This window comes from Pseudomonas sp. P9_2 (genome assembly GCF_034008255.1).
Lineage (GTDB): Bacteria > Pseudomonadota > Gammaproteobacteria > Pseudomonadales > Pseudomonadaceae > Aquipseudomonas > Aquipseudomonas synxantha_A.
Window position 1 is genome coordinate 2,386,039 of the sequence record NZ_CP125376.1, and the last position, 25,719, is coordinate 2,411,757.

Consider the following 25,719-nt stretch of genomic DNA (forward strand, 5'->3'; position numbering starts at 1 on the left):
GCTCGACGTCATACGTCTTTCCGACTTCTATCTCATGTGGGGAATAGCTGACGAAGCAATTAATGATGACTCCCTCGATGAGCAGTATTACGTCCTCTTCTATATGGATGCTGGTTTCTATAACTCGTGCTTTCTTTAATTTCACGTCTAGTGCCTAGAAGTAGAAAAAAACACCGGTTTTTCTATCGATAGCTAACTGGGTTAAATGGATTATTTTTTCTAATAGTTCGGGGTTTTCAGGCAAGGATTTTTTTTTTAAAATTCTTAGCATTTCGGTGAGCTCTTCGGAAGTGTTAATGTGTTCGTCCTCATAGTCATCGATGATCTTTTTTAAAGAATCATTGATCTCCTCGTATATTCCCGATTTCAAGAGTTGTTGGTGCTCTATGCTTGTGAGGAGCACACGCTCCATCTGGTCGTTTGGGCACGCATTTAGGTCTAGCAAAAACATGGCTTCGCCAGTCAAGGGCGTGCAAATCAATTTCATCGAGAATTTCCTTTTTTAAAATGTGTGACTTCATTGTATTCGCTTTGTGTTCTTCCCATCTGTTTGCCAGAAGAGGAGGTTTTGTTGTTGGGGATTGCTCCGGCTAAACTAAGATAACGCCTGGATCCCGGCAAGGACGGGTCGTGAATTCTAAAGTAATTACCATTAAGGTCCTCCACTATTTCAATCCCGCTCTGAGGGTTTTTGTATATTTTCTTTCCTTTATCTGTAGTTATTACTATCGGGTCAGGCCCAGCAAATTTAACGATATTTTCGTTCAGGTCAGCGGTCTGCCAATTGGCCGAGTACCGGGCTGCTCGCTGTGCTCCTCCTGCTTTTGGTAGCTCTGGTTGACCCTCATTAACTCGAACTGCCTGGACTGATTCACGCGCTTCAATCTCGGGCTTACAGCCATCTTCACCGGGGCATGCATTTAGACCTAGTGGATCCACCCATCCCGTCGGATTGGGTACATACCGGTACCCATTGATTCCACCCGCCAACTTCACCGGATCCGGCGTGAGGTAACGACCAATGTCCGGATTGTAGTAGCGATGGCGGTTGTAGTGCAGCCCGCTTTCTTGGTCGAAATACTGTCCTTGGAAACGCAGCGGATTGTCGATTTTGCCCACGTCGAGGCGGGCGATCTGGCCGTAGGCGCGGTAATGGGCGGACCAGACGATTTCGCCCTCGGGGCTGGTCAGTTCCTGCGGTGTGCCGAGGTGGTCGAGTTGGTAGTGGTAGGGCTTGGTGTCCTTTGGACCATAGCCTTCCAGCAGCGCCAATGGGCGGAAGCTGTCCGGTTCGTAGATGTAGCTGCGATGACAGTCCGCATGGTGTTCGGCAATCAGCTTGTCGCCTTGCCAGAAAAACTCCGTGGTTTTGTCATCTACGGTTTTGCTGATGCGCCGCCCAAACGGGTCATAGCGATAACTGGCGGTTTCGCCGTTCGGTTTTGTGACGCCGATCAGTCGATGCAGGCAGTCGTAGCGGTATTCGGTGACGAGTTGATGACCCTTGCCTCGCCGTTCGCGGATCAGGTTGCCGAAGGCGTCGTAGTCATAGTGGCGGTCGCCCTGGATCACCAGGCGGTTGGCCGCGACAATGTCTGGGCCAGGGCGGTCTTGAATCAGCAAGTTTCCCGCCGGGTTATGGCCGAAGCGTTCCTGCACGTCCTGCGAATGATCGGCGCGGGTCAGGCGGTTAAGCGGGTCGTAGCGATAGTCGTGCTGGCCCTTGCGGGTGTCGAGCAGGCGGGTGAGGGTGCCGCTTTTGTCGTAGTCGTATTGGCGTTGGTAGAGGTAGTTTTGCTGCTGCGTAACGGCGTGGGCGTGCAGGCGGTTTTGGTCGTCGTAGTGGTAATGGCTGAGCAGTTGACCTTGTTGGCGTTGGTGTTCGCGGCCGCTCTTGAATAAGTGCGAGGTGAGCACCTCACCATTGAGCTCGATGGTGGCGAGGTGGCCGCCTTTGTCGTGGTTGAAGGTGAGGCGGTTGTTGTCGGGTAGGCGCAGGTTTTTCAACTGGCCGCAGGCGTCGTAGCCGTAGCGCAGCGTGCCCCAGCCTTGGTGTTCGGCGGTCAGGCGGTTTTGTTTGTCGTACTCGTAGGCCAACGCCCAGTGACCGTCTTCGACGCTGAGGAGGTTGCCCTGGCGGTCGTAGGCATAGTCGACAACGCTGGCATCAGGCAGGGTTTTTCGTACGAGGCGACCGGCGTGGTCGCGCTCGTAGCGGGTGATGAGCTGACTGCCGTCGTCGCCGTGTTCGGTCTTTTCCAGCAGGTTGCCGTTGAGGTCGTAGACGTAGGCGGTGCGTTGGCCGTCGAAGCCGATTTCCCGCTGGATCAGGCCGTTGGGGTGGTAGTCGAGTTGGTAGGTTTCGCCGACTTCGTTTTCGATTTCGGTCAGCAGTAGCCTGGCGTTGTCGTAGCGGTACTTGACCTGGGTGCCGTCGGCGTTGATGCGGCGGCTGATCAGGTGCAGGCCATTGGCATATTCGTAGCGGGTGACGTGGCCGAGCTCATCGCGCTCGGCGATGATTTTCCCGTAGGGGTTGTAGCTGAACCCTCGTGTGGCGCCGCCTGGCAAGACGAGGCGAATCAACCTACCGACGCTGTCCCATTCATAAACGGTCTGGGCGCCGTGTTCATCCTCACGGGCAATCTGGCGCCCTAAATCGTCATAGCGATAACGCTTGATCCCGCCATTGGGCAATTGCTCTTCCAGCAACTGCCCACGCTCATTCCACACCAGCCGATGGCAACTGTGATCCGGGTACCAAACCCCAGTCAGTTGCCCGTGTTTGTTATAGCTGTAGTCAGTCGCGCTGCCATCCGGATCAATCTTGCGGATGACGTCACTCTGGTCATTGCGCTCATATTTCCAAACCGCCTCACCGCGCCTTACAACCCTTAAGAAGCCGTTGTCATGCTCGTAAGACGTCGGCTCATCATCCCCCGGAAACAACGCCACCAAGCGCCCAGCTTCGTCGTACTGATAAGCCGTCACCGCGCCCAGCGGGTCCTGCTCGACGGTCAGCCGGCCTTTGTCGTCATAGGATTTGAAATGCTCGGCGCCGTCCGGATCGATCCGCTGCACCAACCGCGCCCGGTCGTCGTGGACATAGACTTCCTGGCTGCCATCGGCGTTATGCACGGTGACACGGCCGTCATCCCCCCAGGCATAGCGCGTGTCCATCTGCGAAAAGCTCGCCCAGTGCCGGACGCAGCGCGCCGCCTTGCCAGCGCGCTCCCATTCCCAAAAGAAACTCGCCCCACCGGCCAGCTGCCGCTCAAGAATGACGTGCTGATCGTCGTACCGATAACGCTCGCTTTCACCGACGGCATTGGTCGCGCAAACCAGTCGTCCAGCTTCGTCATAGGCGTAGGAAACAACGTTCTGCTCGGTTTCCCAGACGTAAGGTTCACGCCCTTTGGCGCGATGCACCTGATAGTCCACCGCCACGATGTGATCCAGCTCATAACGCAGCAGCAGCGAGCGACCAGCACCGTTATCCAGCCGCTCAATCCGCCCGGAACGATCACGGCAAATGCGCAGGAGGTTGTCATACGCATCGCTGATAGAAACCAGCAAACCGTCGCGAAAGTGATAGAACCGCGACGCCTGGGCCAGTACCAGCTCATCAGGCGTCGAGCCCAAGTAGATCGCCGCTTCCGCTAGGCTGTTGGTAATCGCGGGTCGAGCAGAAGTCGGCAAGGGCAGGGTGGTCGAGCGGTTCTCATGGTCGGTCCACACCACCGAATCGCCCGACACACAAAGCCTGTGCGCCAGTGCATGACTCCAGCCAAACCCCAACCCGCAATCCACATCCACCGCACTGGTGCGATACAGCCGGGTCCACTCAAACGGCAAAACCCCGTCCAGCGCGCCGTCGGTGAGGGTGAGTAATTCTTCCCCGGTGACCATCGACACCGGGCAGCCGTTGGTGACCGTCTTGTCCGCTGGCGCCGCCGCATCTCCCTTCGGATTCGACGCCATGACCGGCACATCATCCACACGCTCTTTCTGCGTCAGCACCGCGTTCTGCCGCGCCCGCCAGCGCATCTGCATCGTGCCTTGTTTCACCCAGCCGACCACACCGCGAACCGCCACCGCTTTATAACGGTCGACCGCTTGCATGAACTTGGTGAGAATTGCCAGAACCCCCTTCACGAAGCCCACGGCAGCCTTAAGAATTTGTGCGCCATGCTTCACCAGGCGAACGCTCAAATACGCCACGCCCGCTGCCGGCAACGCTATGGTCAACACCGCGCCAATCACCAGGTCAATCAGCAACGACACCATAAAACCTGCGGCCGCTTGCGCGACTTCACGGGGCGGTAACGCGTCCAGCCAGATCATGGCGGTGCGCAGTAACAGGTACAGCGCCGCCTCGTCACTGGCGAGCAACATCGCCTGTTCCATGACCTTGGGCGCATCGGTGGCGATCTGCGCCAACTTGGCCGCCTCGCTACCCAGTTGCTCGACGTACTTCAGCGGATCTTCGAGAATCGCCTGCACCAGCTTGATGCTGTCCCACACATCCGTGATCGCCGCCCAACTGCCCGCCAGCACGCCGCTGCCAATCGCGCTGGCAGTAGAGCGTTCCCAGTGGGGTTTGAAGTCTTTCCACTGTGACCGAAGCCACTGTTCCAAGTCCGCCGTCAGCCCTGCATAGGAGGCAAACAAGGCCTCCACTTGCTGCGCTGAAACACCGCCCTGAACCCGTACCTGATAGCGCCCGCCAGCGGCGCAGTAGTGCGAGCCCTTGCCGTGCTCATCGAGCATCACCCGCGTGTAGCTGCCGTCATCCAGGCCGATCACCTCAACCGGGATGTCGCCAATCGGCACGTCATACGCTGATTCGAATTTGCTCTCGATCTCCAGCACGCCACCCACCGGGCAACGGGCCACGGTGGAGAAATCTGCATCGGTAATGCTCACCGAACGCTGCGAATCCCCAACCCGCAACACTCGGTCCATGCCCAGCAACGACGGCATATCCGCTGCATGGCTGACCGAATCCAGCGCGCGCGAATACCAGGCGTCCATTTGCTGGCGGTACTCCACCAGGCTCTGATGGAAGCCATCCAGCTCATGTTCGATAGCGGCAATGTGGGCAGCGTGGGTCATCCATGACGTCTCGACAGAAGGCAAGGCGTCGGAGTCTGCCGCAGCGAAAAGCGGCTGGATGAACGGTTTGGAAAATCAGATTGCCCTTACACGGGGCTCGCAAAAGTCAGCGGCAACTCATGCGTAAGGGCTACTTCAAATGGCGACACTACTGATTGACGAGCAGTGCCCTTGGGCGTCTTTCAGTTGGGTTTCAAACTCAATCAAGCCCGCCTGCATCCGTTGCAACACGGCGATTTGCGCGGCCAGCGCGTGCTTCTTGTTGGTGATGGCTTGGTCCGCCCTGTCCCAGGGAAAGGCGTCACCGTCGTACCCCAGCAAAATCTCATGCAACTCCTTGAGTTTGAACCCGAGCTGCTGGGCGCATTTGATAAAGGTCAGTCGCTCTACGCTCTGCGCCGTATAAACGCGGTAGCCGCCAAGGCGTTGCGGCTCGGGCATCAATCCAATCGCCTCATAGTGACGAATCGCCTTGATGGTCGTGCCGGACAACTGCGCGGCTTTGCCTATGTACATGAAAATTCCCTTTCTCAAATAATGCGCCGGCCTGTTTCAGCCACCGGGACCGCTGCGTCAACGTAGAGCCCAGCACGGGGCCAAACAGCAGCGTCTTGCTCGGCGTGATGCCGCACAGCGCCAGCGTGGTGCGACGCATCTGGTGGATGGCCGGCATGCGGTAGACCCAGCGGTAATACCACGCCGGCGTGTCCAGGGTCACTAACAAGTGCGCGCTTCGGCCCTTGAGTAGCTTGTCAGGGAATGCCTTGCCTGCGCGGTATTTGAAGGCGAAGCCGGGTAGGAAAACTCGGTCGATAAAGCCTTTCATCAGTGCCGGGATACCACCCCACCAAACAGGGAAAACCCATGTGAGGTGCTCGGCCCAAAGGATGTCGGCTTGGGCGCTGAGCAAGTCGGGTTCCAGTGTTTGAGCCTGGGTATAACCGTGGTGAAGAGTCGGGTCGAATGTGAGGTTACCCAGGTGCAGGATGCGTACTTCGTGACCTGCCGTTTTTGCAGCGTGGATATAGGTCTGCGCCATGGCTGAACAAAAACTATCGGTGGACGGATGGCCGAGAATGACCAGGATGCGCTGACTCATGCTGAAGGCTCCTGAAATGGGCGTTCAGGGTAGGGGGTGCCGTATAGGGGAGAGTCAAGGGCCACAGCCAGTGCCAGCAGGACCTTTCTGCAAGGTACGCGAACTGGTGCTGCTCTACTGGCAGATCGGTCGCGATATTTTGACCCGTCAGAACGATCAAGGCTGGGGTAGCAAAGTGATCGATCGCCTTGCGCAGGATCTGCGGGCGGCCTTTCCAGACATCGAGGGTTTTTCGCCGCGCAATCTGAAGTACATGCGTGCTTTTGCCGAGGCGGGGCCAGAAGCGGAATTTGTGCAACAAGCTGCTGCACAATTGCCCTGGGGTCACAACCTAGTGTTGCTCGATAAGCTTCCGGGTCCCGAAACACGTCGTTGGTACATTCTCCAGGCCGTTAAACACAGCTGGTCGCGCAACACGCTGATGATGCACATTGAAAACCGCCTGCTGGAACGCAGTGGCAAGGCCGTCAGCAACTTTGAAAGCCATCTGCCCAAAGCCCAATCCGATCTGGCGCGTGAAACCCTCAAGGACCCTTACCGCGTTGACTTCCTCAGCCTGGGCCTGAACGCGCAAGAGCGTGATATTGAAAACGCCCTGATCAAGCATGTCACCGACTTCTTATTGGAATTGGGCGCAGGCTTTGCCTTCGTAGGCCGGCAAGTGCTGTTGAATGTGGGCGGTGACGAATTCTTCGTCGACCTGCTGTTCTATCACTTGAAGCTGCGTTGCTACGTGGTGATCGAACTCAAGGCTGGCAAGTTCAAGCCCGAACACTTGGGCAAACTGAGCTTCTACCTCGCAGCTGTGGATGCCGAGATAAAGCACCCACAGGATGGCCCGACGATTGGTCTGTTGTTGTGCAAAGGTAAAATGAGGTGGTGGCTGAATATGCACTGCGCGATAACAACCGACCTATCGGCGTGGCGGAATATCAATTGGTGGAATCTTTGCCCGCAGAATTGCAAACCAGTTTGCCGAGTATTGAGCAGATCGAACGGGAGTTGGCGGGCTAGGGGCGGGCAAGCAACGGAAAAAGCCTGCTTTTCAGGGCAGGCTTATCACGCTGGGTTTGCTTATTTCTGATGAGCTGTCAGCGCCGCGTAACCGTTCATCAAGTTGCGATAGTTGGGAATCCGCTGGGACAACAGGTTACCCAGGCCTTCGATATCGTTGCGCCAGTCGCGGTGCAGCTCACACGCCACCGAGAACCAGTTCATCAACTGCGCACCGGCCTGCGTCATCCGGCTCCACGCCGCCTGCTGCACCGTGGTGTTGAACGTGCCGGACGCATCCGTCACCACAAACACCTCAAAGCCTTCTGCCAGCGCCGACAAGGTCGGGAACGCCACGCACACATCCGTCACCACACCGGCAATGATGATCTGCTTGCGCCCGGTGGCCTTGATCGCCTTGACGAAGTCTTCGTTGTCCCAGGCGTTGATCTGGCCTGGGCGGGCGATGTACGGCGCATCCGGGAACATTTCCTTCAACTCTGGCACCAGCGGGCCATTGGGGCCTTGCTCGAAGCTGGTGGTGAGGATGGTCGGCAGGTTGAAGAACTTGGCCAGGTCAGCCAGGGCGAGCACGTTGTTCTTGAACTCGTTGGGGGAGAAGTCCTGCACTAGGGAGATCAGGCCGGTCTGGTGGTCTACCAGCAGAACAATGGCGTCGTCTTTGTTCAAGCGGTTGTAGGTGGGAGCGCTCATGGTTGAATCCTTTTTGTTTAGGTTGGTTGGGCGTTGCGTTCAACATGGGCACAGATTAATGGGTGGGTGGCGGGGGATAAATCGGGTGGGACGAGTCTTACTGTCAACTTAAAGGAGACAGCGAGCGAACGATTGGGGGCGCCGTACTAATGCGCATAACGCGAATGAATTGCCTGATTTTGAGTAGCCAGCAGGTACGATCCCTTTCATTTGCAGGACGTTTCCGAGAGAATCCCAACCGCTTGCGCCAGTGGAATTGGGTGACTAGGCTGCTGACCGTCACTGCTAATTCAGTGATCGGGTTTAGTCGCCCGGATTCGATTGGCGCATAAGCAACTCATGAGTCAGGCACTCTTTCGCCTGCATCTTATGGTGGCTGTGCGCAGGGCACCTTCGGGTGCGCCGGGTTCCAATCGACCGGTCGACTAACCTGCGTACAGCTGCCACCTTTCGTTTAGTCGCGTAAATGGCAGCTTCAAATTATCGATTGGAGTCTTGCTATGGATAACGTTGTTTCGGATTTGCCGTCGTCAGGCACGACCAACCCATTCACGGTCAATGAAGAACTGAGCTTCGAGGATGCCTGGGTGCAGGTGGCTGAGTTGCTGCATTGTGCGCTGGCTACGTCGCAGGTGATCGGTGAGTCAGTGGCTGCGCCGCAGAGAGCGGTGATGCATTTGGTGGAGATGGCGAAGATGGTGGCGGATCGGGCTGTGGAGTGTTTGCAGCCTAGGTGATATGACGTCGCCTGTTCGTTTTTATCGTCCAGGCGACTTATTCACGATTTCCTTAATCTCGGCTCAGAAATACGGCTTGAATTCGTTGCCGTCGCGAATCAGCAACTGCATCAGCTTTGGATGAATGAACAGTTTTTCCTTTCCGACCTGAACCTCTTGCAGAACATCAATGGAGACCAGCTCTTTGAGGTAGCGAGAAGCAGCCTGGCGCTGGGCGATCTGCTTGTCGACGACGTTGCTAATACGGCAATAGGGCTGCTCAAAAATCACGTCCACCAATTCGCGTGAGTAGGTTTTCGGCAGACGCTCGCGAACAAATTGGCTGGTGTGTTCGGACAGGCTGCGAATGGCGGCAATTTTGGCACTGGTCCAGCGAGCGGTTTCTTCCACGGCAGTAAGCATGTACAGCAGCCAGGGCTCCCAGGCCTGTTCGCGTGTGACATCAAGCAGTAGTCGATAGTAATCGGCTCTATGCGCAATGATGAAATGGCTAAGGTAGAGAATCGGTAGATTCAACAGACCTTCCTGGATCAGATACAGGGTGTTTAGCACGCGCCCGGTACGACCATTGCCGTCTGTGAATGGATGAATAGCCTCGAACTGATAGTGCCCGACAGCCATGCGAACCAGCGGGTCGAGGTCTGTCTCGTTGTGTAGAAAACGTTCCCAGTTGGCGAGCAAGTCGCGTAAGCGATCTTCGCCCTCTGGTGGGGTATAGATGATTTCTCCGGTCCGATCATTGGCTAGCTGGACGCCTGGTACTCGACGGATGTCCATGTCTACACCCTTGAGCGTTCGACAGATCTCTACTGCTGTGCCGGTAGAGAGTGGACGTTCAGCCAGCGACTGGAAACCGTTATGTAGAGCCTTGCGGTACCGGAGGGCTTCTTTGGTCGCGGGATCTGCATGATTGGCGCCATCCTGGGCATGCTGAAAGAGTAAATCTGTAGTAGTGACAATACTTTCGATCTCGGAGCTGTCCTTGGCTTCCAGCAGCGGGATCGTATTGATCAGCATCGTTTGGTTAGGAATCAGCTCGGCTGCTTGTTTCAATTCGGCCAAGGCTGCTCGAGCTTCGATGCAGCGTTTGAGGACTGCTCGGGTTTCCAGTTCTGCCTTTGGCGGCAAGGGTGGAAGCTGGTTATAGGGTCTATCCGCCTGCCAAGGCCGCTGGGGGTTAGTCATGGGCGCACGCTCACTAGGACGTCCAATTAAAGGTGAGGCCGCTTTTATAAGCGCCCTTGTCATGTCGCTAGTGTAAGCCCGCGTGCATAACGTGTCGTTATTTTTGTATTTTTGCGACATGTTTCATCCTCGTGTCGCTGTTGGCGACATGTTGGATATCGATCAGGTTGCTGATTATTTGGGTGAAGCAATGAAGAAGGGGTAATACACCTAAATTGCGTCGAGTCATTTTGATATTGCTGGAGCCCACTGGCCTTTGAATGGCTGCCTATTGCACCAGAGACATGTTCAGGGAGCGCAGAGTGGATCTTTAAGGCTACGTGATTGATGTTTAAGGAGGGGCATTAAAAAGCCGGCTTGTGGCCGGCTTCTCGGGGACTGCCTCAGCTTGTTTTTGACAAACCTCACCAGCCTTCAAATCGCTCAGCCCACATGGCGTCGGGCTGAATAGTAGGGGCATCCGCGGGAACTCCTCCGCATCGCCTGACAGGGCAGATAGCTAAGCCATCCCCCTGCCAAATGTGCGGCGCATTCTACCCACATTCCCCTCAGTTGCCCACCTCCGGTTCCGATTTAGAGCCTTCCCAGCCCAGCAGGTGCTCATCCAGCGGCACGGGCGGGCGGCGGTTGTTAAGGGTGGACCACCAGAATACCCAGCCGACAACCTTGAAGCTTTGTTCGAAGCGTTCTTCGTGGTTGAGGTATTCGTCCGGGTGTTCGGCGGCGTTGTGGCTGCGCAGGCGCAAACCACCGCCAGGTCGGTTGTAGAGGTATTTGATGCGCAGCATCCCGTCGTGCTCTACCGCATAAATTTCGCCGTCGATGATTTGGGTGCGGCCTCGGTCGATGGCAAGGGTGGCGCCTTGTTGGATGATGTCGGTCATGCTGTTGTCGACCATGTAAGCGCCTACCGCGCGGTCGGGATGGACGTTGAGGGTTTGCAGGCTGTGCCGGGAGACGCGGATGCGTTCGCTTGAGGTGAATGTGGGGTGGAGGGGGATCTCCACGTCGGTTGTTTCCGGACGGCAGGCGGGGCCTGTGAGGTATTTGCCGGTGTCTTCGCGGGTGGGCAGTAGTTTCCTTGTGTCGGGGCCTTCCAGCAGGTAGTTGGCGGGCGGGTGTTTGGGGCCTCGGCCGTCGCTTAACCAGCGACTTGAGACGCACAGCAGTTCTGCTATCTCGTTGAGTCGGCCCATGGGAACGCCGCGTTTGAACCAGTTGTTCACGTGTTGAGGCGTGACGCCGCGGTTCTTGGCGAAGTCGGAGGCGGAAAGATTAACTTCCCGGAGTAGCGCTTTTAAACGATCACCTGATGTATTCATAAACGCAGAGTTTACTGGCGGGAAAAACTAATCAAATAAACCATGCGTTGAATTGCATATGTAGGATTTGGCTTAGTTGTGGCTCGATCTTTCAGGTGTGCAACTTAGATAAACAGCGCAAAATAAACATTGAACTTGATGTTTAATTTTGCCCATAAAAAAGCCCCGAACTAACGGGGCTTTTTTATTTGCCGAAGCAAAATCAGGCGCGGGTATCAGCCTTTGTAGGCGGCAACCGACTTCATGATCTCGGCGCGGGCGGCTTCTGCGTTGCCCCAACCGTCGATCTTCACCCATTTGCCTTTTTCGAGGTCTTTGTAGTTCTCGAAGAAGTGCTTGATCTGTTCCAGCAGCAGTGGCGGCAGGTCGGTGTATTCCTTCACGTCCACGTACAGCTGGGACAGCTTGTCGTGTGGCACTGCGATGACTTTGGCATCGCCGCCGCCGTCGTCGGTCATGTTCAGGATGCCGACTGGACGTGCGCGGATAACCGAGCCTGGGGTAACCGGGTAAGGGGTCACGACCAGCACGTCGAGGGGGTCGCCGTCGTCAGCCAGGGTGTTGGGGATGAAACCGTAGTTGGCCGGGTAGAACATCGGGGTGGCCATGAAACGGTCAACGAACAGGCAGTCGCTGTCTTTGTCGATTTCGTATTTGATCGGCGCGTGGTTGGCCGGAATTTCGATGGCGACGTAGATGTCGTTCGGCAGGTCTTTGCCAGCCGGAATCTTGCTGTAGCTCATTGGGCGTTGCCCCCGTTAGTTGGCCATATGACATGGCCGGATTGGCCTAAAAGTGGCGGCGATTATAGGCATATTCTGACGCCGATGCCATGCGCCAAGCGTCGTACGGTCATTCGCCTTGCGGCTGATAACGTGGGTCGCCGGCTTGCAGTTGGGTCAGGCGCGCCAGTGGGTCCTGGCGGTAGAAGCGGCTGAGTTGGGCGTACACCTGTGGATAACGGTTGACCAGTAAATCCGGTGCGCTGAAAAAGTACTCGCTGGTGACGGCAAAGAATTCAGCTGGGTTTTCCGCCGCGTAAGGGTCGATCTCGGTGTCGGCCTCCGGGTTGGCGTCCAGTTGGCGATTGAGGTCGTCGAAGGCGCTTTGCATCACGCTGGCCCATTCCTGCACGCGCATGTCGTGGTGCAGCGGTGGCAGGCCGTTGGCGTCGCCGTTGAGCATGTCGAGCTTGTGCGCCAATTCATGGATGACCAGGTTGTAGCCTTCCCATTGGCCACTGGCGAGCACCCCAGGCCAGGCGAGGATCACCGGGCCTTGTTGCCAGGCTTCGCCGCTGTGTTCGCCGTCCCACTCGTGCTCCACGCCGCTGGCATCGCGATGGCGCTGCGGGCTGAGGAAGTCGTCGGGGTACAGCACGATTTCATGAAAGCCCTGATACCAGTCGAGGTCGCCCAGGTTCATCAGCGGCAATTGCGCCTGCGCGGCGAGCAGCAGGCGTTGTTCCTGGTGCAGGTCGACGCCGGGCAGGGCGGTGAGGTGTTTTTCGGCGAGGAAGATCACGCAGGCTTCGCGCAGCCACTGGTCTTGCTCGGCGCTGATGCCGTCGAGGAAGGTCAGGTGGTGGCGCACCCGTTGCCAGGTGTCATCGGCAATCGGGTGCTTGGCCAGCAGGCGCCGGCGACGCCAGGCGCTTAGGGACCACATGGGCAATCAGTGTGGGTTGGCTTCGGAGGACGTGCGGCCAAAGCGGCTGCGCACCACGCCAATGATCATCGGCACCAGGGACAGCAGGATGATGAACACCACCAGCAGCGACAGGTTTTTCTTGATGAAGGGCACGTTGCCGAAGAAGTAGCCCAGGGTCACCAGGCCACCGACCCAGAGGATGGTGCCGAGTACGCTGAACCCGAAGAAGCGCGGGTAGGGCATTTTGGCCACGCCGGCGACGAACGGCGCGAAAGTACGCAGGATCGGCAGAAAGCGCGCCAGGGTCACGGTCTTGCCACCGTGCTTGTCGTAGAAGTCGTGGGTCTTTTGCAGGTAGTCGCGGCGGAAGATCTTCGAGTTGGGGTTGCTGAACAAGCGTTCGCCAGCGGTTCGTCCTATGACGTAGTTGGTGCTGTCGCCGAGGATCGCCGCCAGCATCAGCAGGCCGGCCAGCAGCACTGGGTCCATACCGCCGCCAGCCGCTACGGCGCCAGCGATAAACAGCAACGAATCACCCGGCAGGAATGGCATGACCACCAGGCCGGTCTCGCAAAAAATCACCAGGAACAGAATGGCGTAGATCCACGGACCGTAGTTGGTTACCAGCATGTCGAGGTAAACGTCGAGATGCAGGATAAGGTCAAGCGGGTTGAAATCCATGGATGGCACCTGTGTGAATGGCCCGGCTCAGCGGGCCAGTGCGGGGACGACGGGTAATAAGGCTACAAGTGTATGTCGTGGTTCTTACAACCTTGAGAGGTCCGCATTATACGGATTGAATGGTGAAAAGCGTGTGGCTTTTGTAGCGGGGAGTGTCGTGAAAGTGTGAAGCGGTTGGCTTGGTTTTTTGTGGGAGGGGGCTTGCTCCCGATTGCGGTGGGTCAGGGACAAATTCGTTAACTGACACCCCGCCATCGGGAGCAAGCCCCCTCCCACAAGAGATCTACAGTGTTTGGGGGATTGGGGGTCAGTCTTCGTTGATCGGTAGCACGTAGTTCTTGAACTCGGTGTCTTCACGAAAGCCTATGGACTCATAGGTCTTCTGCGCCACTTCATTGTCGCTGCTGGTGGATACCCGCAATCGTACGGCCTGGGTTTCCTTGGCCATCTTCTTGGCCGTGCGCATCAGGTTGTCGGCCACCAGTTGCCGGCGGGCATCCTCGGCTACATAGATGTCATTGAGGATCCACACCCGTTTCAGCGACAACGAGGAAAAGCTCGGATACAGCTGGCAAAAGCCCAGCAGTCGCTTGTCATCATCATCGGCCAGGGCCAGGTAGATCACCGATTCCTTGCGTCGCAGGCGCTTTTCGAGGAAGGCCCGGGATGAATCCGGGAATGGCAGGGCCCCGTAAAACTCGCGGTATTTGACGAACAACGGGGTCAACAGGTCCAGGTGTTCCAGGGTCGCTTGAGTAATCCGCATGCCAGGCCTCAACTTCCAAATGGGGTATGACCACGCGAGCGGCCGTGACTTGATGCTGCCTAATGCGGCAAAAAAGCGCAATCGTGCCGCTATCGGTCACTCGGTGGGCTGAGCAGGAAATTGCCCTTCATCAAGTCCGGGTCGTCGGATTCAAGCGTCTGAACCTGTGCCTCATCCTTGAGGTTGACCCCCGACAGTTGCCGGCGACACGCCTCACGCATCAAGTACAGCAGGCGATGGGCCGCCATGCCATAGCTCAAGCCTTCCAGCCGCACATTGGAGATGCAATTGCGATACGCATCGGTGAGGCCCACCTTGGGGTTGTAGGTGAAATACAGGCCCAGGCTGTCCGGTGAGCTGAGCCCCGGCCGTTCGCCGATCAGGATCACCACCATTTTGGCGCCGAGTAATTGTCCGATTTCATCGGCCACCGCCACGCGGCCTTGTTCCACCAGTATCACCGGTGACAAGGACCAGCCTTCGGCGTGGGTCTGTTCCTCCAGGCGCATCAGAAACGGCGCCGTATGTTTATGCACCGCCAATGCCGACAGGCCATCGGCCACCACTATGGCCAAATCCACGCCACCCGGATGCGCCGAAGCGTAGTCGCGCAAGGTTTGGGCCGACTCATCGCTCAAGCGTCGCCCAAGGTCCGGGCGTTGCAGGTACATATGCCGGTCCGTGGCGGCGCTGCGCAGCAACAGGCTGTCGCGGCCACGTTCGGCCAATTGGCCGCTGAGCGCGGCATGGTCGAAGGGCAGGTGCACCGCATCCCGCGCCTGGGCGTGGGCAAACTGGAAGTCCAGCTGGGCACTGGTAGGAATGCTGGTGCCGGTGCGGCCCAGGGCGATGCGCGCCGGGGTCAGGCGGCGTAATTCCAGCCACGGGTTGTCAGGCAATTCTGGTTGCACGGTCGGCTCCTTCATCCCAGTTGCGCCAGAGCGTGGCGAAACGCCGGTGGCAGGCTGTTGCCGAAGCGCACCTTGCCGCCTTCTTGCGTGAAGATGCCCATTTTCGCCAGCCACTGTTCAAACTCCGGCGCCGGTTTTAAACCCAATGTTTGCCGGGCGTACAAGGCGTCGTGGAACGAGGTGGTCTGGTAGTTGAGCATGATGTCGTCGGAGCCGGGGATGCCCATGATGAAGTTGATGCCGGCCACGCCGAGCAGGGTCAACAGGGTGTCCATGTCGTCCTGGTCGGCTTCGGCGTGGTTGGTGTAGCAGATATCACAACCCATGGGTACGCCGAGCAGCTTGCCGCAGAAGTGGTCTTCCAGGCCGGCGCGGATGATCTGCTTGCCGTTGTACAGGTACTCCGGGCCGATAAAACCGACCACGGTATTGACCAGGAACGGCTTGAAGTGCCGGGCCACGGCGTAGGCACGGGTTTCACAGGTTTGCTGGTCGACCCCAAAGTGCGCATTGGCCGACAGGGCACTGCCCTGGCCGGTTTCGAAATACATCAGGTTTTGCCCCAGAGTGCCGCGCTTGAGACTCAGGCCAGCCTCGTAACCTTCCTGCAGCACGCTCAGGCTGATGCCGAAACTGGCGTTGGCGGCCTCGGTGCCGGCGATCGACTGGAACACCAGGTCCAGCGGCACGCCACGGTTGATCGCCTCGATGGAGGTGGTGACGTGGGTGAGTACGCAGGCCTGGGTGGGGATTTCGTAGCGCTGGATGATCGCGTCGAGCATCTCCAGCATGGCGCAGATCGAGGCGATGCTGTCGGTGGCCGGGTTGATGCCGATCATGGCGTCGCCGTTGCCGTAGAGCAGGCCGTCGAGAATGCTCGCGGCAATGCCCGCCGGTTCGTCGGTGGGGTGATTGGGCTGCAAGCGCGTGGACAAGCGCCCGCGCAGGCCCATGGTGCCGCGAAACTGGGTGACCACGCGAATCTTCTGTGCCACCAGCACCAGGTCCTGTACGCGCATGATTTTGGACACGGCTGCCGCCATTTCCGGTGTCAGCCCCGGCGCCAGTGCGCGTAGGGATTGTTCATCAGCCGCGTCACTGAGCAGCCAGTCGCGCAGGCCACCGACGGTGAGGTGACTGACCGTGGCAAAAGCCTGTTTGTCGTGGGTGTCGATGATCAGCCGGGTGACTTCGTCGCTTTCATAGGGAATCAGCACTTCTTCGAGGAAGTGCTTCAGGGGTGTATTCGCCAGCGCCATCTGGGCGGCGACCCGTTCGCCATCATTTTGCGCAGCGACGCCGGCCAGGAAGTCGCCGGAGCGTGCCGGGCTGGCTTTGGCCATCAGGTCCTTGAGGCTGTCGAAGCGGTAGGTGTGTGCACCCACCGCGTGGGAAAAACTTGCCATACAGTGTCTCCTTGACGACGCGAGCAGGCGCCCGCGCCGAGGTTTACGGCACTTAGTGCAGGGCGGCCTCTGCGGCCTGGATCGCCGCGAATTCTTCTTCCGGCGTGCCTGCTACCAAGTGATGCCGGCTGTAGAAAGCAAAGTAAGCAATTAATACTCCATAGATGACCGCCGCGCCAATCACCACGCGTGGGTCGACCAAAAAGCCCGCCACCACGGCCACGCAGGCCAGTACCAGCGCCACGCCCGAGGTGAAGATGCCGCCCGGCGTGCGATACGGGCGCTCCATCTTAGGGCGGCGGATGCGCAGGGTGATGTGCGCGGCCATCATCAGCACATAGGAGATCGTCGCGCCAAATACGGCCACCAAAATTAGCAGGTCGCCCTGGCCGGTCAGCGACAGGCCGAAACCGATAATCCCGGGAATCACCAATGCCAGTACTGGCGCCTTGCTCTTGTTGGTCTGGGACAATTTGCGCGGCAGGTAGCCAGCGCGGGACAAGGCAAAGATCTGCCGCGAGTAGGCGTAGATAATCGAGAAAAAGCTTGCGATCAAACCGGCCAGGCCAATCAGGTTGACGAAGCTGCCCATCCAGGTCGAACCGCCATAGGACAGCGCCAGGGCTTCCACCAACGGGTTACCGGATTTGATCAGCGCATACGTGCCTGCTCCGCCCGGCGCGATCACCAGGATCAACAGGGCAAAACTGGTCAGCACCACAATCGCGCCGATCAGCCCACGGGGCAGGTCGCGCTTGGGGTTCTTGGTTTCTTCAGCGGCCAGGGGCACGCCTTCTACCGCGAGGAAAAACCAGATCGCATAAGGGATCGCCGCCCACACGCCCACATAGCCGAACGGCAGGAAGCTGCTGGCGCCCTTGGCCTCGGTCACCGGAATATCCAGCAGGTTGGCGACGTTGAAGTGCGGCACCATCGACACCAGGAATACGCCCAAAGCGATCGCGGCGACGGCGGTGATGACAAACATCAGCTTCAAGGCTTCGCCGACACCAAAAATATGGATGCCGATAAAGATGATGTAGAACGCCAGGTAGATCATCCAGCCGCCAATGCCGAACAGCGACTCGCAGTAAGCGCCGATAAACACCGCAATTGCGGCGGGGGCGATGGCGTACTCGATCAGGATCGCGGTGCCGGTGAGAAACCCGCCCCAAGGGCCAAAGGCGCTGCGGGCAAAACCGTAGCCACCGCCGGCGGTGGGGATCATCGAAGACAGTTCGGCCAGGGAGAAGCACATGCACAGGTACATGGTAGCCATGAGCAATGTGGCGAGGAACATGCCGCCCCAGCCACCCTGGGCCAGGCCGAAGTTCCAGCCGGCATAGTCGCCGGAGATGACGTAGGCGACGCCAAGGCCGACTAACAGCACCCAGCCGGCAGCGCCTTTTTTCAATTCTCGTTGTTGAAAGTAATCGGTGCCGACTTTTTCGAAGTCGACAGAAGAACCAGTGGGTTCGCTAGGCATGGGAAGTACCTTGGATTGTTATTGTTTTTAACTCGGCATCTGTGTGCCGAACGCGGTAGCAATTACTGGCGAAGTTCAAGTGTGGGAGCTGGCTTGCCTGCGATGGTGCCTTGTCAGCGACCTTTTACTTGGCTGACACACCGCTATCGCAGGCAAGCCAGCTCCCACACGTGATTGCATTTCAAGTTGGAGGCTGGTTGCTTGCTATAAGGCTGGGTTAGAAAAAGCCCAACGGATTAATGTCGTAGCTCACCAGCAGGTTCTTGGTCTGCTGGTAGTGATCCAACATCATCTTGTGGGTTTCGCGCCCTACGCCAGACTTCTTGTAACCGCCAAACGCGGCGTGCGCCGGGTACAGGTGGTAGCAGTTGGTCCACACGCGACCGGCCTTGATCGCGCGGCCCATGCGGTAGGCGCGGTTGATGTCGCGGGTCCACAGGCCGGCGCCCAGGCCGAACTCGGTGTCGTTGGCAATCGCCAGGGCTTCGGCTTCGTCCTTGAAAGTGGTGATGCTCACCACCGGGCCGAAGATTTCTTCCTGGAACACACGCATGTCGTTGGTGCCCTTGAGCAGGGTCGGCTGGATGTAATAGCCGGTGGCCAGATCGCCCGTGAGCTTTTCAACCTTGCCACCGGTCAGCAGTTGCGCACCTTCGCCCTTGGCGATTTCCAGGTAGGACAGGATCTTGTCAAATTGCTGCTCGGACGCCTGGGCGCCGACCATGGTGTCGGTGTCCAGCGGGTCGCCACGCTTGATCGACTCGACCTTCTTCATCACCACTTTCATGAAGTCGTCGTAGATCGACTCCTCCACCAGGGCGCGAGATGGGCAGGTGCACACTTCGCCTTGGTTGAAGAACGCCAGCACCAGGCCTTCGGCAGCTTTTTCGATGAATGCAGGTTCCGCTTTCATGATGTCGGCGAAGAAGATATTCGGCGACTTGCCGCCCAGCTCAACGGTAGACGGAATGATGTTCTCGGCCGCCGCGTGCATGATGTGCGAGCCCACCGGGGTAGAACCGGTGAAGGCGATCTTGGCGATACGCTTGCTGGTCGCCAGGGCTTCGCCGGCTTCCTTGCCGAAACCGTGCACAACGTTCAGTACGCCTGGCGGCAACAGGTCGCCGATCAGTTCCATCAGTACGCTGATGCCCAGCGGGGTTTGCTCGGCGGGCTTGAGTACCACGCAGTTGCCGGCGGCCAGGGCCGGGGCGAGTTTCCAGGCGGCCATCAGCAGCGGGAAGTTCCACGGGATGATCTGGCCGACCACGCCCAGTGGTTCATGGAAGTGATAGGCGGCAGTGAGTTCGTTGATTTCGGCGCTGCTGCCTTCCTGGGCGCGAATGCAGCCTGCGAAGTAGCGGAAGTGGTCGGCGGCCAGGGGGATGTCGGCGTTGAGGGTTTCACGCACGGCCTTGCCGTTGTCCCAGGTTTCGGTGATGGCCAGCAACTCGAGGTTCTGCTCGATACGGTCGGCGATTTTCAGCAGTACCAGCGAGCGGTCCTGGGCGCTGGTTTTGCCCCAGGCGTCAGCGGCGGCGTGGGCGGCGTCCAGTGCTTTGTCGATGTCTTTGGCGGTGGAGCGCGGGAAGTCGGCGATGGGCTTGCCATTGACCGGCGAGGTGTTGGAGAAGTAGTTGCCATCGACCGGCGCAACGAACTCGCCGCCGATGTAGTTGCCGTACTTGGCCTTGAACGAAACGATGGCGCCTTCGGTACCGGGGTGTGCATAACGCATGGTGGGCATCTCCTGCTTTTATGTTTATCGGAGTACAGCGCTGCAAGCGCGTTATAAAGCGTAGAGCAAAGGTCGGGCCAGTGCGTACGGGCCAGGTAAATCAAGGGTTTGGTTTTGTTTACAAGGCATGACTGTGGCTGGGGCGATACAGGCGGGGTGACAGTTTGTGCCACAAACGGTACAGCCTGTGACCGATGGGTCGGACCGGGATTGCAATGGCCCGGTGGCTGGTGGATGCTGGGCGCTCTCACGCAGGGAGAATAATAAGAACATGCACAACGATCATTTCAGTCGCCATGCCCAGCAGGTTCTCACTGTCACCCGGGGGCAAGAGCCGCTCCAAGGGCCGGGCAGCGATCCCTCCATCGCCCGTTCCTGGCTGCGTTGCGTTGAGGACTACCACCTCGACCCTGCGCAGACCGTCGCGCCCACCGTGCTTGAGCATGGCCGCCTGCTGGAAAGCCGCGAACGCCTGCGCCAGGTGCTGCACATCGCCGGCAACGAGATGAACAGTCTGCACCAGCAACTCTCGGGGGCTGGTCACGCGGTGCTGCTCACCGATGCCCGGGGGGTGATCCTCAACTGTGTCACCGCGCCGTCCGAGCGCAAGATTTTCGAGCGCGCCGGGCTGTGGCTGGGCGCCGACTGGAGTGAAGCCTGCGAAGGCACCAATGGCATCGGCACCTGCCTGGTCGAGCGTCAATCCCTGACCATCCACCGTGACGAGCATTTTCGCGGTCGCCATACCGGGCTGACGTGTTCGGCGAGCCCGGTGTTCGACCCTCACGGTGAATTGCTGGCGGTGCTGGATGTGTCCTCGGCCCGCGAAGCCGTGTCGCGCCAGAGCCAGTTCCACACCATGGCGCTGGTGAACCTGTCGGCCAAGATGATCGAAAGTTGCTACTTCCTGCGCCACTTCGAACATCATTGGCTGCTGCGTTTTCACCTGCAGGCCGAGTCGGTCGGGTTGTTCAGTGAAGGCTTGCTGGCGTTCGATGGCGAAGGGCGCATTTGTGCGGTGAACCAGAGCGCCCTGAACCTGTTGGGGCAGCTACGCGGCGGCTTGGTGGGCCAGCCGGTGGACGCGTTTTTCGACTGTTCCCTGGATCAGTTGCTAGGGCGGGCCAGCGCGAATGCCACTGCCAGTTGGCCGCTGCGTAGCCGCGATGGTCGGCCTTTATTTGCAGCGCTGCGAGGCCAGCCCCGCAGTACGCTGGCCCCGGTCGTCAAGCCGCAGGCGCCACGTCCACTGGGTATTTGCCTGGGCGATCCGGCGTTGCAAAATGAGCTGCGCAAGGCCTCGCGCGTATTCGAGCGCGACGTGCCCTTGCTGATCAACGGCGAAACCGGCTGCGGTAAAGAGGCTTTCGCCAAGGCCGTGCACCAGGCCAGCCAGCGAGGCGACAAGGCCTTTGTCGCGCTGAACTGTGCGGCCATTCCGGAAAACCTGATCGAGTGCGAACTGTTTGGCTATCGCGCCGGCAGTTTCACCGGCGCCCTTAAAGAAGGCATGCGCGGCAAGCTGCAACAGGCCGACGGCGGTACGCTGTTTCTCGACGAAATCGGCGACATGCCACTGGCGCTGCAAACCCGCTTGTTGAGGGTGCTGGAGGATCGCCTGGTGGTGCCTATCGGCGGCGAACCTCAAGCCGTGAACCTGCGCATCATCAGCGCGACGCACCGTAATTTGCTGGAGCGTGTGGCCGATGGCAGCTTTCGCGAAGACCTGTATTACCGCTTGAGCGGCTTGGAAGTCGCCCTGCCGCCGTTGCGCGAACGCACTGACAAGGCGCAATTGTTGGACTTCCTCCTGGCCCAAGAGGCCGGCACCGAACAGGTGGTGCTAGACGAGTCAGCGCGCCAGGCCTTGTTGGCATTCCACTGGCCCGGCAATCTGCGGCAAATGCGTACCGTGTTGCGCACGGTGGTAGCGCTCTGTGAGGGCGGGCGAGTCGGTCTTGAGGACTTGCCGGCGCTGATTCGCCAGGCGCGGCCGCTGGGGGCGAGGGTGGATGCGCCGTACGCCTTGCCGCTGGAAAGCGCCGAGCGTCAGGCATTACTCGGTGCGTTGGTGCAGCAGCGCTGGCATATGAGCCATGTGGCTGAACAGTTGGGGGTCAGTCGCAATACGCTGTACCGCAAGTTACGCAAACATGGAATCTCCAGGGACTGCACTCATTAAGGGAGTGCGACACTTGTCGGAGTAACTCAGTTATTGCCGATGGCTCGTGTTTTGTCGCACAGGCTTTAAGGTTTTTTATCGCGCTACGTACTCACGTCGCCCCGGAACGCTGCACGTTGTTTTAAGCACTGATGGAATAAGGGCAGAGCATCACGTGCCCTTAATCACAGTTGTTTGAAACTTCTAGGGTGACAACACATGAATATTACAAGTCCAATAACGACTCCTGTGCCACAACTCCCTGTTCAACTTGACGTTACGCTCACGTCCCAACCGCAACCCTTTACGGCGGGCTGGGACGAACCGGTGGACCACACTCCGCCTGAGCCTGGCACGCAGTTGTCTGCGCAGGAGACTGATCAAACGCCGAAGGTGCGCATCAAGCGTGGAATCTTTGGACTGCGAGGGTGGGGAGGATCCCGCCCCACGCCTCACGTGCCGCCCACGCCATCGCCCAGATTGCCGCCTGCCTCGGTCAGTCCCACGCCCAGCCGGCCCCCAATCACGGCGGGTGGGAAAAAGCCGACGACAAGCCACGATACCCCTGGTGCAAGTGCAAGTGCGACTGCGGGCAGTTCAAGCCAGTCAACCGCAGGTAGGCTCAAGGACGTGCTGAGCAAGGGGCCTCAGACGCCCCCCCTCGGTGGGACCGCCCCTGTGAAACAGAACGATCCGCCCAAGGTCAGCGTGGTCGATGTCACCCAGCGACTGTTGGATGCCGACAGGCTGGTCAAAGCGGGCGTTATTTCTACATCACCCTCTACCAGCAAGACGGTCAAGGACGCGTTCATCAACGCAGGCGTCAATGGTATGGTCAGCGCGCCGATCAATGTGGGGGCGTATGCCGGATCCGTGGCTGCGGGGGAAGCGATCAAGGGCCAATACCTACCGGTGCCAGTGGCGCCACCGCCACCGCATTTGCCGGGCGTTGCACAGCCCGAACAGGACTCCATGCCGCCAACCGTTGCGCCATCCGCACCCGATGAGCCTGCGCTTGAAGCCATGCGCCATCTGGATCGGGTAGAGAAAGTAGTGCTGGAGTTTGCCAATGTCGTCATGATGCTGGCGTCGGGAAGCACCGCAGACCGGCTTGCCATGGACGACGCCTGGCCCAAGGAGCGTGGGGCACGCTTGACTAACCTAGAGCAGTTACTGAGCGTGTCAGAAACCCATATGAGGCAAGTGGCCGAGGACAACGGCGTTATTTTCAAACCTCACATTGAGTCGTCAACCTCTCCCGGCACCGGGGGACGCTTAGGCGTAATAGAGCGTCGGTATGACGCGATGGAAAAAGCGGCCGAACGAATCATGACCTTGAAAGACGCTGAGCTTAAAAAAGCTGGCACCATGGTTTAAGACATCCCTTTTGCCCGCCGGATCCTACCGGCGGGCGTTTCGCCCTCAGCTAAAGCGTGCGAACTTTCCCACCCTACGCTAACCTGCCTCGATGTTTACGAGGTCGACTATGCACATTCATATTCTGGGTATCTGCGGTACGTTCATGGGTTCAATGGCGGTTCTGGCCAAAGAGCTGGGCCATCACGTTACGGGCTCCGATGCCAACGTTTATCCGCCCATGAGCACGCAGCTGCAGGCGCAAGGTATCGAGCTGACCCAAGGTTACGATCCCTCGCAATTCGACCCGGTGCCGGATCTGGTAGTGATTGGCAACGCCATGTCCCGTGGCAACCCAGCGGTCGAGTACGTGCTCAATAAAGGTTTGCCTTACGTCTCAGGCCCTCAATGGCTGGCTGATCATGTGTTGCAAGGTCGTTGGGTATTGGCAGTGGCCGGCACTCACGGCAAGACCACCACCAGCAGTATGCTCGCCTGGGTACTGGAACATGCGGGCATGAGTCCGGGCTTCCTGATCGGCGGCGTGCCGCAGAATTTCTCGGTGTCGGCGCGCCTGGGCGATACGCCGTTTTTCGTGATCGAAGCCGATGAATACGACAGCGCGTTTTTCGACAAGCGCTCCAAGTTCGTCCACTACCGTCCGCGCACAGCGATCCTGAACAATCTTGAGTTTGATCACGCGGACATCTTTCCCGATCTGGCGGCTATTGAGCGGCAGTTCCATCACTTGGTGCGTACCATCCCGAGTGAAGGCCTGGTCATCCACCCGACCACTGAACCGGCGTTGCAGCGCGTGATCGACATGGGCTGCTGGACGCCGGTGCAGACCACCGGTGTGGGCGGGCAATGGCAGGTCAAGTTGCTCAGCGAAGACGGCTCCCGGTTTGAAGTGCTGTTCGAAGGCCAAGCCCAAGGCGTCGTGGAGTGGGATATGACCGGCCAGCACAATGTCGCCAACGCGCTGGTAACCCTGGCGGCTGCACGGCATGTCGGTGTGGTGCCGGCCATGGGCATCGCGGCCTTGAGCGCATTCAAAAGCGTCAAGCGGCGCATGGAAAAAGTCGCCGACGTGAATGGGATTACCATCTACGACGACTTTGCCCACCATCCAACAGCTATCGCCACTACGCTCGACGGCCTGCGCAAGCGCGTTGGCGATGCCCAAATCATTGCGATCGTCGAACCGCGCTCCAACTCCATGAAGCTGGGTGCGCACCGCGATGGCCTGCCGGAAAGCGTCAACGACGCCGACCAGGTGGTCTGGTACGCGCCTGCCAACCTTGGTTGGGACCTGCCGGGGATCGCTGCGCTGTGCACCGTGCCCTCGACGGTGTGTGATTCGCTGGAAGGCATCATTGAGCATGTGAAGCACTTGGCCAAGCCCGGCACCCATGTGGTCGTCATGAGCAACGGCGGTTTTGGCGGCTTGCACGGCAAGCTGGCCGAGGCGTTGCAATGAGTGGCCCCGAACGTATCACCCTGGCAATGACCGGCGCATCCGGCGCGCCTTACGGCCTGCGCCTGCTGGATTGCCTGGTACGTGAAGACCGTGAAGTGCACTTCCTGATTTCCAAGGCCGCCCAATTGGTGCTGGCGACCGAGACGGATGTGCAATTGCCGGCCAAGGTGCAGATGATGCAAGCGTTCCTCACCGAATACACCGGTGCGGCAGCGGGGCAGATCAAGGTCTATGGCAAGGAAGACTGGATGTCGCCCGTGGCTTCGGGCTCCGGCGCGCCGGCGGCGATGGTGGTGGTGCCATGCTCCACCGGCACCCTGTCGGCGATTGCCACGGGCGCCTGCAATAACCTGATTGAAAGGGCGGCGGACGTGACCTTGAAGGAGCGTCGCCAATTGATCCTGGTACCGCGCGAAGCACCGTATTCGAGTATTCACCTGGAACACATGCTCAAGTTGTCGAACATGGGCGTGACCATCTTGCCGGCGTCGCCAGGTTTCTATCACCAGCCGCAGACCATCGATGACCTGGTGGACTTCGTGGTGGCGCGCATTCTCAACCTGCTGAACATTCCCCAGGACATGCTGCCGCGTTGGGGCGAGCACCATTCGGGCGGTGATGAATAAAACGCTGCTGCTATTACTGGCGCTGCAACTGACGGGCTGCGCCACGGCGCGCACCCTGGACGCCGCGCAACCTGGCGCGCCTGTGGTGTATGCCGGTACGCGCCTGGATTTGTATGCGATCAATGGCGGCTGCTGTGCCAAGGACAGGTTTGGGGCCGAGGCGCCGGGCTATCCCCATCTCGACCTGCCGGCCAGCGCGCTGCTCGATACGCTGCTGTTGCCACTGTCGTTGTTGACCGTGCTGGGTGTGGGCTTCAACGCCACTGGCGGACTCTGAGAACTACACGAACCCA

General features: G+C 58.8%; 21 protein-coding genes and 1 pseudogene. 7 read left to right on the forward strand and 15 right to left on the reverse strand.

Going from position 1 to position 25,719, the window contains the following annotated elements; translation table 11 throughout:
• Positions 1-154: 154 nt before the first annotated feature.
• From QMK52_RS10640 to QMK52_RS10655, 4 genes are all read right to left on the reverse strand, one after another.
• Positions 155-487, reverse strand: coding sequence for a hypothetical protein (locus tag QMK52_RS10640; RefSeq protein WP_078822433.1), 333 nt, complete (start codon positions 485-487; stop codon positions 155-157).
• Positions 484-5,115 carry an RHS repeat-associated core domain-containing protein gene (locus QMK52_RS10645; RefSeq protein ID WP_320404074.1) on the reverse strand — a complete coding sequence of 1,544 codons (4,632 nt, stop codon included), beginning with the start codon at positions 5,113-5,115 and terminating at the stop codon, positions 484-486. The genes QMK52_RS10640 and QMK52_RS10645 overlap by 4 nt, the downstream gene beginning before the upstream one ends.
• A gap of 135 nt (positions 5,116-5,250) precedes the next feature.
• The gene (locus QMK52_RS10650; RefSeq protein ID WP_320404075.1) at positions 5,251-5,631 is read right to left on the reverse strand and encodes a MerR family transcriptional regulator; all 381 of its coding nucleotides are present in this window, start codon (positions 5,629-5,631) and stop codon (positions 5,251-5,253) included.
• Positions 5,570-6,214 (reverse strand): NAD(P)H-dependent oxidoreductase, encoded by a 645-nt coding sequence (locus QMK52_RS10655; protein ID WP_005791820.1) that lies wholly within the window; start codon positions 6,212-6,214, stop codon positions 5,570-5,572. The genes QMK52_RS10650 and QMK52_RS10655 overlap by 62 nt, the downstream gene beginning before the upstream one ends.
• A 97-nt stretch (positions 6,215-6,311) precedes the next feature.
• Here QMK52_RS10655 and QMK52_RS10660 point away from each other — a divergent pair.
• A pseudogene (locus tag QMK52_RS10660) lies at positions 6,312-7,228 on the forward strand (PDDEXK nuclease domain-containing protein); the annotation flags it as partial.
• 60 nt (positions 7,229-7,288) lie between these two features.
• On the opposite strand, the gene ycaC reads toward QMK52_RS10660, so the two are convergent.
• Positions 7,289-7,921, reverse strand: coding sequence for an isochorismate family cysteine hydrolase YcaC (ycaC, locus tag QMK52_RS10665; RefSeq protein ID WP_003194533.1), 633 nt, complete (start codon positions 7,919-7,921; stop codon positions 7,289-7,291).
• 500 nt (positions 7,922-8,421) lie between these two features.
• Between ycaC and QMK52_RS10670 the strand changes: the two genes are divergently transcribed.
• On the forward strand, positions 8,422-8,658 hold the full coding sequence (locus QMK52_RS10670; RefSeq protein WP_320404076.1) for a hypothetical protein: 237 nt from the start codon (positions 8,422-8,424) through the stop codon (positions 8,656-8,658).
• A 63-nt stretch (positions 8,659-8,721) separates the two neighbouring features.
• Here QMK52_RS10670 and fic read toward each other — a convergent pair whose 3' ends face one another.
• The 10 genes from fic to QMK52_RS10720 all read right to left on the reverse strand — a co-directional run bounded on the left by fic (position 8,722) and on the right by QMK52_RS10720 (position 19,803).
• Complete coding sequence (gene fic / locus QMK52_RS10675; RefSeq protein ID WP_005791814.1) at positions 8,722-9,843, reverse strand: protein adenylyltransferase Fic; 1,122 nt, start codon at positions 9,841-9,843, stop codon at positions 8,722-8,724.
• A gap of 548 nt (positions 9,844-10,391) precedes the next feature.
• The gene (locus QMK52_RS10680) at positions 10,392-11,165 is read right to left on the reverse strand and encodes a helix-turn-helix transcriptional regulator (RefSeq protein ID WP_005791812.1); all 774 of its coding nucleotides are present in this window, start codon (positions 11,163-11,165) and stop codon (positions 10,392-10,394) included.
• A 215-nt stretch (positions 11,166-11,380) separates the two neighbouring features.
• On the reverse strand, positions 11,381-11,908 hold the full coding sequence (ppa, locus tag QMK52_RS10685) for an inorganic diphosphatase (RefSeq protein ID WP_005791810.1): 528 nt from the start codon (positions 11,906-11,908) through the stop codon (positions 11,381-11,383).
• Positions 11,909-12,017: 109 nt separating this feature from the next.
• Entirely contained in the window at positions 12,018-12,833 is an 816-nt protein-coding gene (locus QMK52_RS10690; RefSeq protein ID WP_005791808.1) for a zinc-dependent peptidase, read from the reverse strand.
• A gap of 6 nt (positions 12,834-12,839) precedes the next feature.
• On the reverse strand, positions 12,840-13,496 hold the full coding sequence (locus QMK52_RS10695; protein WP_003194521.1) for a DedA family protein: 657 nt from the start codon (positions 13,494-13,496) through the stop codon (positions 12,840-12,842).
• Positions 13,497-13,803: 307 nt separating this feature from the next.
• A complete protein-coding gene (locus tag QMK52_RS10700) occupies positions 13,804-14,262 on the reverse strand; it encodes a GNAT family N-acetyltransferase (RefSeq protein ID WP_005791806.1) in 459 nt (152 codons plus the stop codon).
• Positions 14,263-14,351: 89 nt separating this feature from the next.
• Complete coding sequence (gene eutC, locus QMK52_RS10705) at positions 14,352-15,188, reverse strand: ethanolamine ammonia-lyase subunit EutC (RefSeq protein ID WP_032803728.1); 837 nt, start codon at positions 15,186-15,188, stop codon at positions 14,352-14,354.
• The gene (locus tag QMK52_RS10710; protein WP_005791801.1) at positions 15,185-16,579 is read right to left on the reverse strand and encodes an ethanolamine ammonia-lyase subunit EutB; all 1,395 of its coding nucleotides are present in this window, start codon (positions 16,577-16,579) and stop codon (positions 15,185-15,187) included. The genes eutC and QMK52_RS10710 overlap by 4 nt, the downstream gene beginning before the upstream one ends.
• Positions 16,580-16,631: 52 nt before the next feature.
• Complete coding sequence (gene eat, locus QMK52_RS10715; protein ID WP_005791799.1) at positions 16,632-18,065, reverse strand: ethanolamine permease; 1,434 nt, start codon at positions 18,063-18,065, stop codon at positions 16,632-16,634.
• 217 nt (positions 18,066-18,282) lie between these two features.
• Complete coding sequence (locus QMK52_RS10720; RefSeq protein WP_005791797.1) at positions 18,283-19,803, reverse strand: aldehyde dehydrogenase family protein; 1,521 nt, start codon at positions 19,801-19,803, stop codon at positions 18,283-18,285.
• Positions 19,804-20,074: 271 nt separating this feature from the next.
• On the opposite strand from QMK52_RS10720, the gene QMK52_RS10725 reads away from it, so the two are divergent.
• The 5 genes from QMK52_RS10725 to QMK52_RS10745 all read left to right on the forward strand — a co-directional run bounded on the left by QMK52_RS10725 (position 20,075) and on the right by QMK52_RS10745 (position 25,703).
• Positions 20,075-21,985 (forward strand): sigma-54-dependent Fis family transcriptional regulator, encoded by a 1,911-nt coding sequence (locus QMK52_RS10725; RefSeq protein ID WP_194439332.1) that lies wholly within the window; start codon positions 20,075-20,077, stop codon positions 21,983-21,985.
• A 657-nt stretch (positions 21,986-22,642) separates the two neighbouring features.
• Positions 22,643-23,341: a hypothetical protein gene (locus QMK52_RS10730; protein ID WP_032803986.1), complete on the forward strand. Its 699-nt coding sequence runs from the start codon at positions 22,643-22,645 to the stop codon at positions 23,339-23,341.
• A 109-nt stretch (positions 23,342-23,450) separates the two neighbouring features.
• Positions 23,451-24,800, forward strand: a complete 1,350-nt coding sequence (mpl, locus tag QMK52_RS10735) for a UDP-N-acetylmuramate:L-alanyl-gamma-D-glutamyl-meso-diaminopimelate ligase (protein WP_194439329.1) — start codon at positions 23,451-23,453, stop codon at positions 24,798-24,800.
• The gene (gene ubiX, locus QMK52_RS10740; RefSeq protein ID WP_320404077.1) at positions 24,797-25,426 is read left to right on the forward strand and encodes a flavin prenyltransferase UbiX; all 630 of its coding nucleotides are present in this window, start codon (positions 24,797-24,799) and stop codon (positions 25,424-25,426) included. Before mpl ends, ubiX begins: the two co-directional genes overlap by 4 nt.
• Positions 25,419-25,703, forward strand: coding sequence for a YceK/YidQ family lipoprotein (locus QMK52_RS10745; protein WP_320404078.1), 285 nt, complete (start codon positions 25,419-25,421; stop codon positions 25,701-25,703). Before ubiX ends, QMK52_RS10745 begins: the two co-directional genes overlap by 8 nt.
• The last annotated feature ends 16 nt before the right edge of the window (positions 25,704-25,719 follow it).